Annotated in this window: 14 protein-coding genes; 2 read left to right on the forward strand and 12 right to left on the reverse strand. The window is 69.2% G+C overall.

Annotation, left to right across the window (positions count from 1 at the left end):
• The first annotated feature begins 75 nt into the window (after window positions 1-75).
• Together J2X59_RS13945 and J2X59_RS13950 are read left to right on the forward strand one after the other, a co-directional pair.
• Window positions 76-2,244: a RecQ family ATP-dependent DNA helicase gene (locus J2X59_RS13945; RefSeq protein WP_326497076.1), complete on the forward strand. Its 2,169-nt coding sequence runs from the start codon at window positions 76-78 to the stop codon at window positions 2,242-2,244.
• Between the two features lie 46 nt (window positions 2,245-2,290).
• Complete coding sequence (locus J2X59_RS13950; RefSeq protein ID WP_326497077.1) at window positions 2,291-2,818, forward strand: hypothetical protein; 528 nt, start codon at window positions 2,291-2,293, stop codon at window positions 2,816-2,818.
• Between the two features lie 24 nt (window positions 2,819-2,842).
• On the opposite strand, the gene J2X59_RS13955 is transcribed toward J2X59_RS13950, so the two are convergent.
• From J2X59_RS13955 to J2X59_RS14010, 12 genes are all read right to left on the reverse strand, one after another.
• Window positions 2,843-3,712: an oxidoreductase gene (locus tag J2X59_RS13955; protein ID WP_326497078.1), complete on the reverse strand. Its 870-nt coding sequence runs from the start codon at window positions 3,710-3,712 to the stop codon at window positions 2,843-2,845.
• A 19-nt stretch (window positions 3,713-3,731) separates the two neighbouring features.
• Complete coding sequence (locus J2X59_RS13960) at window positions 3,732-4,298, reverse strand: hypothetical protein (protein ID WP_326497079.1); 567 nt, start codon at window positions 4,296-4,298, stop codon at window positions 3,732-3,734.
• A gap of 112 nt (window positions 4,299-4,410) precedes the next feature.
• Window positions 4,411-4,839 (reverse strand): hypothetical protein, encoded by a 429-nt coding sequence (locus J2X59_RS13965; RefSeq protein WP_326497080.1) that lies wholly within the window; start codon window positions 4,837-4,839, stop codon window positions 4,411-4,413.
• Window positions 4,840-5,220: 381 nt separating this feature from the next.
• Window positions 5,221-5,709 carry a hypothetical protein gene (locus J2X59_RS13970; protein ID WP_326497081.1) on the reverse strand — a complete coding sequence of 163 codons (489 nt, stop codon included), beginning with the start codon at window positions 5,707-5,709 and terminating at the stop codon, window positions 5,221-5,223.
• Between the two features lie 279 nt (window positions 5,710-5,988).
• Complete coding sequence (locus J2X59_RS13975) at window positions 5,989-6,489, reverse strand: hypothetical protein (RefSeq protein ID WP_326497082.1); 501 nt, start codon at window positions 6,487-6,489, stop codon at window positions 5,989-5,991.
• 225 nt (window positions 6,490-6,714) lie between these two features.
• The gene (locus J2X59_RS13980) at window positions 6,715-7,143 is read right to left on the reverse strand and encodes a hypothetical protein (RefSeq protein ID WP_326497083.1); all 429 of its coding nucleotides are present in this window, start codon (window positions 7,141-7,143) and stop codon (window positions 6,715-6,717) included.
• Window positions 7,144-7,199: 56 nt separating this feature from the next.
• The gene (locus J2X59_RS13985) at window positions 7,200-8,972 is read right to left on the reverse strand and encodes a WXG100 family type VII secretion target (RefSeq protein ID WP_326497084.1); all 1,773 of its coding nucleotides are present in this window, start codon (window positions 8,970-8,972) and stop codon (window positions 7,200-7,202) included.
• The gene (locus tag J2X59_RS13990) at window positions 8,969-9,256 is read right to left on the reverse strand and encodes a hypothetical protein (protein ID WP_326497085.1); all 288 of its coding nucleotides are present in this window, start codon (window positions 9,254-9,256) and stop codon (window positions 8,969-8,971) included. Before J2X59_RS13990 ends, J2X59_RS13985 begins: the two co-directional genes overlap by 4 nt.
• Before the next feature lie 72 nt (window positions 9,257-9,328).
• Window positions 9,329-9,625 (reverse strand): WXG100 family type VII secretion target, encoded by a 297-nt coding sequence (locus J2X59_RS13995; RefSeq protein ID WP_058728075.1) that lies wholly within the window; start codon window positions 9,623-9,625, stop codon window positions 9,329-9,331.
• Between the two features lie 129 nt (window positions 9,626-9,754).
• Complete coding sequence (locus J2X59_RS14000; protein WP_326497086.1) at window positions 9,755-14,218, reverse strand: FtsK/SpoIIIE domain-containing protein; 4,464 nt, start codon at window positions 14,216-14,218, stop codon at window positions 9,755-9,757.
• A gap of 58 nt (window positions 14,219-14,276) precedes the next feature.
• Window positions 14,277-14,807: a hypothetical protein gene (locus J2X59_RS14005; protein WP_066653332.1), complete on the reverse strand. Its 531-nt coding sequence runs from the start codon at window positions 14,805-14,807 to the stop codon at window positions 14,277-14,279.
• Between the two features lie 70 nt (window positions 14,808-14,877).
• The gene (locus J2X59_RS14010) at window positions 14,878-15,477 is read right to left on the reverse strand and encodes a hypothetical protein (RefSeq protein WP_326497087.1); all 600 of its coding nucleotides are present in this window, start codon (window positions 15,475-15,477) and stop codon (window positions 14,878-14,880) included.
• Window positions 15,478-15,492: the final 15 nt, after the last annotated feature.

Here is a 15,492-nt window from a genome sequence, read left to right on the forward strand (position 1 = left end):
TCGCGTCCTGTCGTGGTGTCCACAGCCTGGAGGGCCGGGGCACGGTGCGTCGGCGGGTGCTGACAGCATGGGGTCATGTCTGGTCTCGGTGTCGGTTCGTCCGTCGGCTCACCTGCTCCTGCGGCGGCAACGCCGTCCGCCGAGATCGCTGCGGAAGCGCAGGCGGCCCTCGCCGCCCTGACCGGGCGACCGGACGCGGTCTTCCACCCCGGGCAGCTCGAGGCCATCTCGGCGCTCGTCGAACACCGGCAGCGTGCCCTCGTGGTGCAGCGCACCGGGTGGGGCAAGTCGGCCGTCTACTTCCTCGCGACCCTGCTGCTGCGGCGACGTGGCGGCGGCCCGACCGTGCTCGTCTCGCCGCTGCTCGCCCTCATGCGCGACCAGGTCGCCGCGGCCGCGCGGGCCGGCGTCCGCGCGGTGTCGATCAACTCGGCGAACGCGCACGAGTGGGCGGACACGCAGGCGGCCCTCGCGCGTGACGAGGTCGACGTGCTCCTCGTCTCCCCCGAACGGCTCAACAACCCGCGCTTCCGCGACGAGCAGCTGCCGACGCTGATCGCCCGGATGGGCATGCTCGTCGTCGACGAAGCGCACTGCATCTCCGACTGGGGACACGACTTCCGCCCCGACTACCGCCGGCTCGCCGAGCTCATCCGCTCCCTCCCCCAGGGTGTCCCCGTGCTCGCGACGACGGCGACCGCGAACGAGCGCGTGGTCGAGGACGTCGCCGAGCAGCTCACCGCGGGCCCGGACGCTCCCGTCTTCACGATCCGCGGTTCCCTGGCGCGGGCGTCGCTCCGGCTCGGCGTCCTGACGCTGCCGGACGCCCGACAGCGCCTCGGGTGGCTGCTCGCGCACCTCGGCGACCTGCCCGGCAGCGGCATCATCTACACGCTGACCGTGTCCGGGGCCGAGGACATCGCCCGACTCCTGCGCGAGAACGGGTACGCCGTCCGCGCCTACACCGGGCGGACCGACACCGAGGAACGCGAGCAGCTCGAGCAGCAGCTCAAGGGCAACGAGCTCAAGGCGCTCGTCGCGACGAGTGCGCTCGGGATGGGCTTCGACAAGCCGGACCTCGGGTTCGTCGTGCACGTCGGCGCTCCCTCGTCGCCCGTCGCCTACTACCAGCAGATCGGCCGCGCCGGGCGTGCGACCGACAACGCCGACGTGCTGCTCCTGCCCGGACGCGAGGACCGCGAGATCTGGCAGTACTTCGCGAGTGCGTCGATGCCGACCGAGGCCCGCGCCTCCGCCGTCCTGGGTGCGCTCTCCACCGACACGGCGATGTCGACCGTCGCGCTCGAGGGCCTCGTCGACATCAAGCGATCGACACTCGAGCTCCTGCTGAAGGTGCTCGACGTCGACGGCGCCGTGCACCGTGTCGCCGGCGGCTGGGTCTCGACCGGGCAGCCGTGGCAGTACGACGCCGCCCGGTACGAGCGGGTCGCCGCCGCCCGCGAGGCCGAGGCCGCGTCGATGCTCGCGTACGAGTCCACCTCGGCGTGCCGCATGCAGCTGTTGCAGCAGGACCTGGACGACCCCTCCGCCGAACCCTGCGGGCGGTGCGACAACTGTGCCGGTGTCTGGTACCCGACGTCGATCTCGGAGTCGGACACCTCCGGTGCGGCTGCCGCGCTCGACCGGGTCGGCGTCGAGATCGCGCCGCGCGCGCAGTGGCCGTCCGGCATGGCCTCGCTCGGCGTGCCCGTGAAGGGCAAGATCCCGGCCGGCGAGCTCGTCGAACCGGGCCGCGCCGTCGCCCGGCTCACCGATCTCGGCTGGGGCGGGCCGCTCCGCGCGCTGTTCTCGGCCACCACTCCGGACGGACCCGTGTCCCGCGAGCTGGTCGACGGGTGCATCCGCGCCCTGAAGGACTGGCCCTGGGCCGAGCGGCCGACCGGTGTCGTGGCGATGTCGTCGCGGTCGCGGCCGGAGCTCGTCGGGTCGTTGGCGCAGGCGCTGTCGTCCATCGGGCGGCTGCAGTTCCTCGGGACCCTCGGACGGAGCGGCGGGGAGCCCCGCGGAGACGGTGCGACGAACAGCGCCTACCGGCTGGCCGGGGTGTGGGACACCTTCGTGGTGGACCCGGAGCTGGCTGCGGCGTTGGCGTCGCACCAGGGGCCGGTGCTGCTCGTCGACGACCTGGTCGACAGCCGGTGGACGGTCACCGTCGCCGGGCGGGAGCTCCGGCGTGCCGGCGCCTCGGCCGTGCTGCCGTTCGCGCTCGCGACCGTGGCGTGAGTCCACCGGCACCGTGCGTGCCGCCGGCTCGTGTCAGGATGGGCGGGTGACGGAACGACGGGGGTCGACGATCGACGAGGGCTGGTCCGCCACTCCACGCATCACGGGCGGTCTGGCAGGGGTCGAAGCACCGCGTGGTCCGAACGCTGCTCCGGCCTGGTCCGCAGCAGGGCAGGGGCCGACCGCTCTCGTCCGTGACCGTCTCGACGGCCATCAGCGCGACGCGGGACCGCTCGGCGGATTGTCCCTCGCCCTGGCCATCATCGCGATCGGGGTAGGCATCCTCGGCACGGCGATCGGCGTCTTCTGCGTCGGCTTCATCACGATGTTCGGCGGGCCCCTCGACGTCACGCAGCCGGCGATGGCCGGGTTCGCGTTCTGGGGCACCGTCGCGACGGCGCCCTTCGTCGTGGCCTCCGTCGTCCTGCTCGTGGTGGGTGTGTGCCGTCAGCCCCGGTCGTGGTGGTGGCTCGCGCCGTCGTTGTTGAACGCCGCGACCCTCCTCGGGCTCTGGGTCGCCGTGTCCTTCTGGTACCACCCCGGAGTGCACATCTCGTCGGACTTCTCGTCCTGACCCGGGTGCCGGATCCGGTCCGGGTCAGGCTGCGCCGATGGCGTCCAGCTCGCGGACCGCGTCGGCCGGCAGCGTGATGCCCGCGCCGGCGACGTTCTGCCGCAGGTGCTCGACGGACGAGGTGCCTGGGATGAGCAGGATGTTGTCCGAACGCTGGAGCAGCCAGGCGAGGGCGACCGACAGACGGGACTCCCCCAACCGCTCGGCGACGGTGTCGAGCGCGTCCGACTGGATCGGCGAGAAGCCGCCGAGCGGGAAGTACGGCACGTACGCGATGCCCTCCGCTGCCGTGAGGTCGACCAGGTCGTCGTCCCCGCGTTGCGCCACGTTGTACATGTTCTGCACGCACACCACCGGCGCGATCTGCAGCGCCTCGACGAGTTGCGCACCGGTGACCGTCGACAGTCCGAGGTGACGGATCTTCCCCTGCTGCTGCAGTTCGGCGAGCGCCTCGAACTGCGGGGCGATGCTGCCCGGTTCCGGTGCGTCGAACCCACCGACGCGGAGGTTCACGACGTCGAGTTGTTCGAGACCGAGCCGGTCGAGGTTGGCGTGGACGTCCTCGACGAGCTGCTCGGGCTTCCGCGCTGGCGGCCACTGCCCTTTGTCGTTCCGCCGCGACCCGACCTTCGTGACGATGTGCACCTGCTCGGGGTAGGGGTGCAGGGCTTCGCGGATGATCTCGTTCGTGACGTGCGGGCCGTAGAAGTCCGCTGTGTCGATGTGGGTGATGCCGAGCTCGACCGCCGTGCGCAGTACTCGGACGGCCTCGTCGCGGTCGGCCGGCGGGCCGAAGACGTGCGGGCCGGCGAGCTGCATCGCCCCGTAGCCGAAGCGGGTGACCTCGAGGTCGCCGAGGTCGTAGGTGCCGCCGGGCAGGCTGTTCGTCGTCATGGTTCGACCATGCTCCCGATCACTGCGGTGTGCCTGGCCCTGGTTGTCCCCTGGTTAGCGGGCCTCCGGTCGATGTGCCTACCGCACCGACGGGCCAAGGCCCGATCTGTTCGTCGGGGGAGCGGCGTCCGAAGCTCGCCTGGTAGCCGATCTTCTCGATGAGCTGCGGGTCCGACGGGAAGCCGACGTCGCGCCAGCCAGCGTCCCGTGCGATCCTTCCGATCTCGAGTTGCGGCTCTGTCCTGATCCGCAGGACGACGCCTGCGTCGGGTTCGTGCCCCCGCGTGGACCAGGCCAGGGGAAGGACCTCGTCGATCAGCTCGGCGACGTCCGCCTCCGAGCGCCCCGCGTCGGGTGCCGATATGTCGACGGCGATCCGGTAGCGCGCGGAGAGGCCGTCCGTGGACTTCTCCTCGTCGACTGTCGCAGTCGACACCCGCGGGAGGGCTCTCATTCTGGCTGCGACCGCTTCTCGCGATGCAGCCCCGTCAGCGTCGGGGTCGGGCGTCGAGCACCCACTGAGCGCAGGGATGAGCGACAGCAGCACGCCCGCCGTGATCAGCCTCCGCACGAGCTCGTCCTGCACTGCACCGCCGTCGGTGCAGCAGCCTCAGGGCGAGCTGGGCAGCCAGCAGCCCGCCATCGCCCCCATCCGAGCGGGCTGTGCCGCCCTCGGAGTTGCGGTGAAGCGAGGATCATCATGCGGGGCCGATCCTTGACGGCCACTTTCCGTATCTCTCCTGCGGCTCGGAGAAAGAGACGAACACCGTGCCCGTGTCGCTTTCGTCCCAACCGACGACTTTCCATCCGGACTGCTCGAGTGCGCTCCCGAGCGGCGCACCATCGTGATCGCGCAGGACAACCCGGACACCGCCGCTCGGCTTCCAATTGCGTACCGAGTACGCGGCCTTGAGCAATTCCTCGGTGAACCCAGACACATTCGCGACAGTGTCCCGCGGCCGATCGGCCGTGAGGACGACGATCGTGGTTGAGCCGAATGACTGCGAAATTTCGCGATGAGACACCTTCACATCAGTGATCTTCACATGACGCTCGACCGCGGTCGCCACTTCGTCCGCATCAGCTCCACCGCGCGTGGCAGCACATCCCGTCAGGATCAGGCCCATCAAGAGGAGGCATGCAACGAACCTGCTGGTCGCTCCCCCATCTCCCACGCGCGACATGGTAGTCCTTCGCTGTCGAGGTTCCGCCCCCCAGGAACCAGTTGATCGGCGACGGCGCCTGCGGTGCACCGCCGAGGGCGAAGCCAGTGAGCCTCACCGGAGCGTGGCCGTAACGGCTCTCCGGAACAACGTCGAGCGTCGATCGCACTGCTTGAGTCAGCGCTGTAGAGTCTCCGTACCTCGTCGCTGGGACTTCGGAAATCGCACCGTTCGGACGGGCGCCCCGGCGGTCTCGTCAGGTCAAGAAGACGGTACCGCTCCGGGCCATCGGCCGAGTGACGCTCGAGCACCTTCCGAGGAGCTACTACCACCTCCTTGAAGGAGTCAGTAGTTCAGCGGCACATCGAAGTCGCTTGGCAGGTCGAAACAGGGCGATCCCGAGTCAACATTGAGATCGTTTCCATCATTCCAAACCGTGACAATCAGTTGAACGCGGTTGTCGTCGTACATCTCATAACGGACGTCGCCGGACAACATCTTGTCCTTTGAAACCGAGAATCCGTGGTCCGACGCAACGCGCGCAAGCGCATCACGGGCCTCGATGCCTTTCGTGCCGGGTGCGAGTTTGATCCGCACATTGCCGGACCACTGGTACTTGCTTCCGCACTGCAGAACGGCGCCGTCCTTGGGCTGTCGCACACTTTCGACCTCGTTCGCGGGGACGAGATCGAGCAGAGAACGCTCTGCCGCTTGCGTCGCTTGCTTTGCGGAGAGCAAGCGACGCTCGGGCGTATCTTGGGCTTCAGGGTTCATAGCACATCCAGTCAACAGCAAGGCGGCCATGATTGCGATCAAGGTGCCGATCTTCTTCATTCGATCAATTTCTGTAGATGAAGTTGCTGACATCGGAGAGCAACTTCTGGTTTCCTTCGTCCGTCGACGCAGCGAGGTTGTGCGACTCTATGCCTCCCGCAGCTGCGAGCCAAGGACTGACCAAGCCGTTGCCCGGGAAGCTCTTCCAGGTCAGGGGCGCATCGTAGTAGGGCCCGTGGGCGAAGCCTATGTCACGAGGATTGCGGCCACTCCACACCGCCCCCTCGCCGAGCGGCAGCTTCTGCGCAAACTGCAGGAAGTCGTCGTAGGAGTAAGCTGTCAGGGCGCTTCACCCGGCCAGGGACCGAAGCGTTCCTTGAGTTCGTCTGGAGACAGCAGGACGAGCTGCTTCAACTCGGCGGTCGAAGTCGTGTAGGCGGCTTCTGACCAGCCCCGTTCCTTTGCCACATCTCCGATGACGAGCTGCGGACTCGTCCTCAGACGGATGAATACTCCCGTGTCGGGTTCTGCTTCGTTCACGGACCAGCCGAGCTGTGCGAGTTGGTCGACGAAGGCGGGGGCCGCCGAGGCGTCCTCGACCGTCGCAGCTATCGAGACTTCATGGTGTTCGTTGAGCCCGGACACGGTCTTCGTTTCTTCGATGGAGACATCGGACAGCCCCTCGATCGAGGAGAGCTGGTTCCGCGCTTGTTCGATCGAATGCCCACCCGTGAAATCCTGCAGCGCAGCGGACGATGTGCTGGATGGAGTCGTGCGGAATGCACTGCAACCGGACAGGGCCAGGACCGCCATCGCCGTGACGACGATCCCCGTCCGCACCCTTCCGCCTGTCGCTCCGACGCCCACTGCACCTGGCGATCCATCACGCTCGCGATTTCGTGCTCTTCGAATGTCCCGCAAACCTCAGCGCTGCGTATTTGCGACTGAACGCAACGGCAGAACCAGGAATCATGCGGGCTTTTGGCGCGCGCAGCCCTGCTGCATGCGCCATGGCCGGAGATGGGCAGTGGCGGCATCGCACGCGACGCGGAGTAGCGCTCGAGATCAATACTCTCCGGGAACATCGAAGTCACGCGGAAGAGAGAAGCAGGGCGAGCCAGAGTCGATGTCGATGGCGTTGCCCTCGACCCATCGCGTAAGCAACAGCTGGACGCCTTGAGCATCAATGAGTTCGAAACGCTTTCCCCCGGTGATCGTCTCGTCCGCAGTCACCGTGAAGCCCTGATCCGCTGCGTCTGTGGCGATGTCATCCCTCACGGCGCCCGCGTCAACGTCGGCTGACAGCTCAACGCGTACGTTCCCGGTCCATTGGTAATCATTCCCACAACGGAGTATCGTCCCTTCCTTGAGTTGACGAACATCATCAACATCGGACTCAGGAAGAAGTTTCACGATCTTGTTCTCCGCCCCCTGAGTCATCGCCTTCACCGACGCAAGACGCTCTTCCGGAGCATTCGGCAAGTTGTTATTCATTGCACATCCACTCAGTAGGACGACCACACAGATCAGAGGCAGGACCTTCACGAGCATCATTCATTCCCCGACGCGTAGATGAACGCCTTCATTTCATTGAGAAGCTTGGAGTTGCCGGGTGAGTCGCTAGCAGCGAGATTGTGTGACTCGACACCGCCAGCAGCAGCGAGAAGCGGACTCACGAGCCCGTTTCCCGGGAAACTCTTCCATGTGAGCGGCGCATCGTAGTATGCACTATGGTCGAAACCGATTTCGCGCGGGTTGCGACCGCTCCACACGACTCCGTCGTCTCCGACGCGGAGGTGCTGCGCGAACTGGAGGATGTCGTCGTACGAGAAGTCCGCGTAGGCGGTAGACGGCGATGGGCGCCAGTCCTCAGGCGCACCTGCTCCCGACAGAGACACGACCTTGTCGTAATGCGCTCCGAGAGCTTCGGACACCGTGATGTTCGCCGCTCCCCAGCTGTGTCCAATGGCAATCGACTCTTTGCCCTTCAGTAGCGGGTCTGAGAACGCCGCGGCTTCAAAGTCCGCCAGGTTCTTTGCTATACCTCGTGCGTACTCCTGGTCGTTCGCCTCGGACAAGGGATTTTGCGGATACCGCCCGTCCTTCGCAACGAACGCCACCAAGCCCTCTTCATCTCGGTCGTGCAACCACTTCGCGATCCGCTGCGTGTCTCCGCTGTAGAAGCCGTCGAGATTCGCCAGCGTCCCTGGCGTGTAGGTGACGACGCGCTTCGTCTCCGGCGACGGCGTGCCGATCATTTCGATGATCCGATCGGCGTCCTTGTCGTAGAGGTAGAGCTGGACCGTGGGTGGTTCACTGACCGCGCCGCGCAGGTACTTGATCTCGTCCTCGAGGGCTGAGATCTGACTGGTGGCGTTGGTGAAGCTGCCAGGCTGCGCCGCTTGCCGCTTCCAATCCGCGAGAGTCCGTTCGATCGCTTCCAGACGATTCGCGGCATTGATCCGGTTCGCAGCCACTCGCCCGAGCGCCGATACGCCGTTGAGCGATCCGATGATGCTCGGTAAGCCCACGATGAGCGTCTGTTGATGCTCCGCGCCGAGGGTGTTCCACCACGTCGCCACGTCCTCCGTCGACGCTCCCTGCAACTTCGCGGCGAGTTCCGGATGCGCGGCGAGGAGCACCTGGAGGTCGATTGCGCTCAATGCTGACAGTCGGTCGAGCAGGTCTCCGGGAGAGGCCGCGTTCACAGCGGCACCGGAGAACGAAGAAACGGCTCCGAGGATGTCCGCCCCTTCCAGGGCCGTCGAGCAACTCTGATCGACACGACGTCGATCAGCAACGAGGGCGTCCCACTCAGCGTCGATCGCGCGAAGGTCGCCCTGCGCAGCAGCGATCTTCGACTCAGCTACAGCCCGTTGGCGACCCTCTGCCTCAGCCTTGGCCTCGGCGGTGCTGTCCGCTTCTCCTGTGAGCATGAACGGGGCAGGCGTCGGCTCTGCGAAGAGGCCACCGGGCATCATCGCGTTCGCCCTGACCAGCGAGCTCTTCGCGCTCTCCCGGCGCTGTTCGAGGATCCGCTGCCGATCCTTCAACTGCGAGAGCTGCCCTGCGTACTGCGTGAGCACCGTCGCCTGCTTCTCCATACCACCAGCCAGGAGCTCGACGTCTCCTGCCGTCTTCTGCACCTCGGCGGCGAAGGCAGTCTGGCTCTGTGCCCGCCACCCGACGCCGGCGTCTCCGCTCGCGGTCGTGAGAGTGTCCTGAGCCCTGCGGATCTCCTCGGCACGAGCCGTCCGGAGCTTGGCCAGCCCGAGGATTGCCGCAGGATCACCCTGACCAGGGTCTTCATCGGTCCAGGTCACTTGGCCAGCGCTCCCGCTGCTCGCGAATCCGCGTCGGTGTACGCCTGACGGACCGCCAGCGGGAAGTCTCCGACAGTGCGGAGTGCGTCAGCGGTGAGTTCGGCCCGCTGCACCTGCTGCCTCGTCGCTCGGCTCAGCGCCTGCGTGACGACGTCACTCGCAAGATCAGTCGCTCCTTGCCCCGCGAAGATCTCGTTGCCCGGCTCCACCTTGGTCGCCGCCCCCTTGATACGCGACGACAGCGACTCCAGCGCCGTGTAGGAAATCTCGAGCTTTCCACTCATCTACATCCCCCAAGAACTGGGTCGGCCCGCACGAGCTGTGCTGGCCGACCCACGATCACGATGTCCGTCCGATCAGCGCCCGAGTCGCGATGCGAGCTGCTGGTCGACGTCGCCCAGCGTCTGCGCGGTCGTGCGGAGGAACTGCGCGAGGTCGTTGAGCCCGCCGATGGTGTTCTGCGCGCCGCTCGTGAAGCGGTTGTACGCCTCGTTGTAGGCACCGGAGGAACGGTCCGTCTGGAACCCGGCCTGGGTCAGCGACGCGATCTGCGCCTGCAGCTTCGACAGGGTCGCGTTGATCTCGTCACGCCCTGCGAGCAGACGGTCGGCGTTGCTGTTGAGCTCCTGGTAGGAGACGTTGATGTTGGCCACGTTGCACCCCTTCACGGTGGACTGGATCGCCAGCCCCTCCGGCGACCGCGACAACGGTAACACCGGTCCGGAACAAATCACCCATGCGATGTCCACACCCCCGTTCGAGGGGGACGAGCGGGTCCCCGATCAGGAGGACTCGGGGTCCCGAGCGACCTGCACGCGGGTGATCCGCCCGGAGTCGACCATGATGCCGCGCCCGACGGGGAAGTCGGTCCGGGTCACCCGCGGGAACGCCGTCCGGAAGAGCGTGAGCCCGTCGGTCTCCTCCGGTTGCAGGGCGATCCCGGCACGCGCGGTCTTCAGCTCGGCGAAGAGTTGCCACGCGTTCGGGGCCGTGACCGTGTCGGCCTCGGCGAGCACGAACACCCCGGCACGGCGGGCGGCCTTGATGAGCCGCGCGACCTGGCTCTCCGCGGGCAGCCCCTCGAAGTCACCGACGTTCTCGATCACGATCACCGGGTCCGGCCCGCTCGACGCACCGCTCTCGAGCGCGGTCGCGAGCTGCGAGGCGATGGCCTCGGCGTCCGTCGCGTCCTGCGCCGCCGACGCCCAGTCGGTGGCGTCGCGCAGCGTGGACCGCCTGCCGACGACCAGGTGCGCGGGTCGGTCCGGCCACGTCGCGCGCACGGACCGCAGGACGGTCCGCATGGTGGTCGAGCGTCCGGAGCCGAAGGGTCCCGTGACCACGAAGAGGCCGTCGGTCGGGATGCCCACCGGGCCGAGGGTGTCGTCCGCGAGGCCGATCGTCGGTCGCCCGGCCACGGCGACCGGCAGCGCGGCTCGATCGACGTCCTCGGGCAGTCGGCGGATCGGCGGGGCCTCCGCGACCCCACGGCGCAGCAGGTCGGCGGCGAGATCCTCGACCGCCGCTGCCTGCGCGACGAGGTCGGCGCTGCCACCGGGCACCGCCACCTGGACCTCGTGCTCGTCGATGAGTCCCCTGCCGGGCACGGCGTCCTCGAGCACGTCCGCCGGCACGTCGGCCGCGTGGTACTCCATCTCGGTCGCCAGGCGGAGCACGATGCGCTCGCCGATCGCGGCCTGCAGGTTCGACGGGAAGGCCGCGGTGCGGTCCGCACTCATCACCAGGTGCACGCCCAGCGCGCGACCGGTCGCCGCGATCGCGACGAGCTGGTCGAAGACCGGCTGGGTGCCGAGGCGGAACTCGTACTCGTTGCGGAACGCCCCCATGCCGTCGACCAGGACGAGGATGCGCGGTTCGGCGATGCCGGTCACGTCGCGGTACTCGCTGAGGTTCGCGGCCCGGGCGGCCGCGAACCGCCCGGAGCGGTCGGCGACGGTCGACTCGAGGTCGGCCAGGAGGCGCGTGATCCGTTCGTCGTCCGGCCCGCTGATCACGGTGCCCACCGTCGGCAGCGCCTCGAGCATGCGCAGGCCACCACCGCCGAAGTCCAGTCCGGTGATCCGGACCGGGAACCGGTCCGCTGCGGCGGAGGCCGCCACCGCCACGGCGCGGAGCGCCGCGGACTTCCCGGCCCCGCCCGCGCCGAGCACGGCCACGTTGCCGGCCGCGTCGAGGTCGAGACGGAACGGGGTCTGCCGCTGGGACTCGGGCAGGTCGACCGTCCCGATCACCAGTGCCGACCCGTCGGAGGCGGGCAGTGCCTCCAGGCCGACGGCATCGGGCAGCTGGTCCAGCCACGGCTTCCGTGGGACCTCGAGGCCCTGCCGGTCCGCCGCGTGGACGATCGTGGCGGCGAGCCGCTCGATGTCACGCGCCCGCGTCGAGTCGCGCGGTGCCCGCGGTGGACTCGGCCAGGTGCTGCCGGGGCCGAAGGGGAAGTCCTGCACGTCGACGTCCGGCTCGTGCACGACGTCGTCGGAACGACCACCGAGGTAGGCGGTCTGGAAGTCCAGCACGCGTCCCGGGCCGATCTTGGCGGCCGCGCGACCGGGGGTGCCCGGGTCGAAGAAGGCGGCGTCGGCCACGCCGAGGACGTCCTCGCTGTCGACCGGGTCGGCGACGCGGAGGGCGATGCGGAGGTTCGTGTTCGCCCGGAGGGAGTCCTTGATGACCCCGCTCGGGCGCTGGGTCGCCATCACGAGGTGCAGGCCGAGGGACCGACCGCGCTGCGCGACGTCGATGACGCCGTCGATGAACTCCGGGATCTCGGTGGCGAGTGCGGCGAACTCGTCGATCACGATGACGAGCACGGGCGGTGCCGCCGGGTCACCGCGCTGCTCGAGCGTGACGAGGTCCTTCGCGCCACGGTCGTTGAGCAGGTGCTCGCGGTACCGGAGCTCGGCCCGCAGCGAGGTGAGGGCGCGGCGGACGAGGTGGGGGTTGAGGTCGGTGACGAGCCCGACGGTGTGGGGCAGGCCGACGCACTCGGCGAACGCCGCGCCACCCTTGTAGTCGACGAGCAGGAACGTGAGTCGATCCGGCGCGTACTCGGTCGCCATGCCCATGATCCACGTCTGCAGGAACTCGCTCTTGCCGGCGCCCGTGGTCCCGCCGACGAGCGCGTGCGGGCCGTGGGCGCGCAGGTCGAGGGCGAGCGGCTCGCTCGGTCCCTGACCGACGACGGCACGGACGCCGCCGCTCTCGCGCCCGGATCCCGGTGACCACGCGGCAGTCAGGCTGTCGTTCTTCGACCACCGTTGGACGATCGCGGACGGGTCACCGGCGACGTCGCCCTCGTACAGGTCGACGAACGCCACGCTGTGCGGCAGGTCGGTCTCGTCGAGGACCCGCGCGCCGGAGTCCTGGATCGGGGCGATCGCACGGGCGACGGTCGCTGCCTCGATGCTGTCCACACGGTCGAGCTCGTCGAGCACCACGGACTGCCCGGATCGGACGAAGCCGACCGTGGCAGACCCGCTCGTTCGGTCGAGCACGATGTGCGTCCGGCAGACGACGGGCAGTGCCTGCAGCGTGGGCGCGAGCCAGAGGACGTGGACGCCGAGGTCCGGGCCCTCCTCGGCCAGGGCGACGAGACGGGCACGGTCGGCGGGAGCCTCGGCGGTGACGAGCACGACGACGGCCGGCGTCGCGGGCAGGCGGTCGACGGACTCGCCGTGGTCCTCGTCGAGGGCGCGGGACTCGTCGATGCGCGACCGGACCTGCTCACCGCGGCCCGAGCCGGCTGCACGGCGGGTCGCCACGAGTCCCTCGAGCTCGGCCAGCAGCGTCGAGGCGCCGGCGAAGTCGTGCACGAGTCCCGTGGACCGCAGTGGGCTGTACGGCGAGTCGACGTGCGGGAGCCACTTCAGCCAGGACCACTGGTCGGTGGTGGTGCCGCCGGCGAAGGCGGTGAGCACGAGGTCCGCCGGGCTGTGCAGCCCCGCGAGCTGCACCACGAGCGACCGTGCGACGTCGTCCGCCGCCAGCCCGGTGCCGGCGACACCGATCGCGCCGGCACGTTCGAACGTCTCCACCACGGGCACCGGTCCGACCGTGGCGTACTCGTCGGCGAGTGCTTCGGCGCGGTTCCAGTCGTCGACGCTGCCGGAGTTCCTGGAGGGCAGCGTGACGGTCGACCGCGACGGCTGCGTGCCGGCACCGAAGCGGACCTCGAGGAAGGTGGTGTGCTCGGGCTTCCGGGTCCACAGCAGCGCCGAGCGGTCGCGCATCGCGGCCGTCACGACGGCCGGGGCCGGCGACTCGGCCGTCCGCGCCTCGATCTCCGTCGTCCGGGCCGCCGCCAGCCGCTCGCGCGAGTCGGCGAGCGACTCCTCGAACCGCTGGCGTTCGTCGCGGCGGCGCCGCCGGGCCTGGACACGCTGGTCGATCCACGTCCCGATCATGATGACCGGCGAGAGCGCGATGAAGATCAGCGTGTACGGCTGCTTCGTGACGAGGAACAGGACCGCGCCGAGGATGATCGGCGCGATGATCGCGATCATCGGCAACCGGGGCTTCTCCCCCGGGACCGGGATCTCGGGCAGCGTGAACTGCCGGCCGCGGTGCGCTGGCTCGACGCGGGGCGAGCGGCTGAAGTCCACCTCGGGGACCGCGGACGCCGGGGTACCCGTGCCCGGCACGGACGGTGCGGCGGGCAGCGGTCGGATGCGCAGCGTGGTGTCACCGACCGAGACCGTCGTCTCCGGGTCGACGAACGCCCGCGCGACGAGCCGTCCGTCGACCTCGACCCCGTTCGCGGAGTTCAGGTCGACGACCTCGACCGTGTCGCCGATCGTGACCGTGGCGTGACGACGGGAGACCAGGTCGTCCCCGGCGAGCCAGACCTGGGCCATCGCGTCGCGGCCGATCAGGTTCACCCCTTCGGACAGGGTGTACTCGTTGCCGGCATCCGGCCCCGAGACGACGTGCGCCACGGCCGCGGGGGCGTCCTCGACGTCGTCGCCCCGGCGGCGGTCGGTCGCGGCGACGACCTCGACCCGGCAGCCGGAACGGAGCGACGACTCGTGCACCGTCGCGGACGGGTTGAGCAGGCGGGGCTGCGGTCGGTCGGGGAACCACACGCGCAGCGTCAGCGGGACGCCGTCGGCCGCCGTCCGCCCACGGGACAGCCGGTCGGCGAGCGAACCGATGGTCGCCGTCACGTCCGCCGTCACCACGACGTCGCGGTCTGCTCGTGGCCCCGCGATGGTCACCTTGAGTTTCACACACCACCCCCGTGCCGACCATCGTACGGGTGCACGCCGACCTGGGGACCGCCGTCGGTCAGTCCGTGGAGTGGTCCTCCCGCGGCGTGCGGACCGGCTTCGGGAACGTCGCGCGCATGTGGTCGCTCGTCAGCACGTCGCCGATGCCGATCATCAGGAGTGAGAAGAGGATCTGCTCGATGACCATCCAGAACGGGTAGAGCCCGGGGATCGCAGCGACGACCAGGGTCACGACCGGGAAGATCCTGCTGAAGAGCCGGAGGCGCTGGTACGCCCAGTAGTAGCCGAGCTGCGCCCGCCACGCGAACACGTAGAGCGTCAGGGTGATGAGGAGCACCACGGTCGCCCGGAACCAGACGGCCCAGGCCACGGTCTCCCCCGCACGGGTGAGCAGCACGGCGACGACGATCGCCGCGAGTCCGACCGCGGTCTCGGCGACGAGCAACCAGCGGATCCACCGGAACGAACGGACCGTGTCCGGGTGAGCGAGCATGTCCTCGCGGATCACGTAGTCGGCCTGCCGCCCACCGGCGAGACGGTCCAGGTGCAGCCGGCACCAGAGACGGTCGGCGAGGACGGGGAGACGCACACGTCAATGGTGCCGCATCCTGGACGTGTCCGAGGTGCGCGCCGGTCCTCGTCGGTCGACGCGGGTCCCCTCAGTCGGCGGGGACGAGCAGTGCGACGCCGAGCACCTCGTCGGTCTCGTCGTCCACCAGGGCCGCGGAACGGGTGTCCGCCTGGAGCGACGAGCCGTCGGTGATGAGCGAGAAGCCCCCCGACGTGTGTTCGTCGACGGGGGCCGTCACGACGCCGGGGGCGTGCGCGAGGGTGCTGCGGTCGGGCATCGCGTCCGGCGACAGGACGAGTCGGACCGCGCGCGTCCCCGGCGGCGAGGACAGGTCGTCGATCCGGACCGCCACGGACGACTCGTCGATGCGCTCGATCCGGACGGTCGCGGCGACCCCGTCGACCAGGGGCACCACGGTGCCGGAGACGGGCAGGACCCGGCCGACCCAGTCCTCGACGCTGCGCGGGACGTCCGGTCGTCGGTCGGCACCGGGGATCGGAGCGCCGAGGGCGTTCGACACCCCGAGCGGTCCGGCTCCGTCCGGTGCCGTCGACGCTCGGTCGGTGGCACGTGCGGTCCGCACGACGTCGTCGTCACCGGTGACGAGCCAGGCGGCACCGAGCCCGGACACGACGACGGCGAGCGCCAGCAGGCCCGCCAGGGGGCCTCGCCGTGCTCGCCGTGCCACGTCGTCGTCCGACCG

This window comes from Curtobacterium sp. 260, assembly GCF_030803485.1.
In the GTDB taxonomy this organism is placed as follows: domain Bacteria; phylum Actinomycetota; class Actinomycetes; order Actinomycetales; family Microbacteriaceae; genus Curtobacterium.

Coding starts and splice junctions, on each gene's coding strand:
- J2X59_RS13980 (WP_326497083.1), bottom strand. CDS start 7,143: ATGAATAACAACTTGCCGAATGCTCCGGAAGAGCGTCTTGCGTCGGTG.
- J2X59_RS13990 (WP_326497085.1), bottom strand. CDS start 9,256: ATGAGTGGAAAGCTCGAGATTTCCTACACGGCGCTGGAGTCGCTGTCG.
- J2X59_RS13945 (WP_326497076.1), top strand. CDS start 76: ATGTCTGGTCTCGGTGTCGGTTCGTCCGTCGGCTCACCTGCTCCTGCG.
- J2X59_RS13970 (WP_326497081.1), bottom strand. CDS start 5,709: ATGAAGAAGATCGGCACCTTGATCGCAATCATGGCCGCCTTGCTGTTG.
- J2X59_RS13955 (WP_326497078.1), bottom strand. CDS start 3,712: ATGACGACGAACAGCCTGCCCGGCGGCACCTACGACCTCGGCGACCTC.
- J2X59_RS13965 (WP_326497080.1), bottom strand. CDS start 4,839: ATGGGCCTGATCCTGACGGGATGTGCTGCCACGCGCGGTGGAGCTGAT.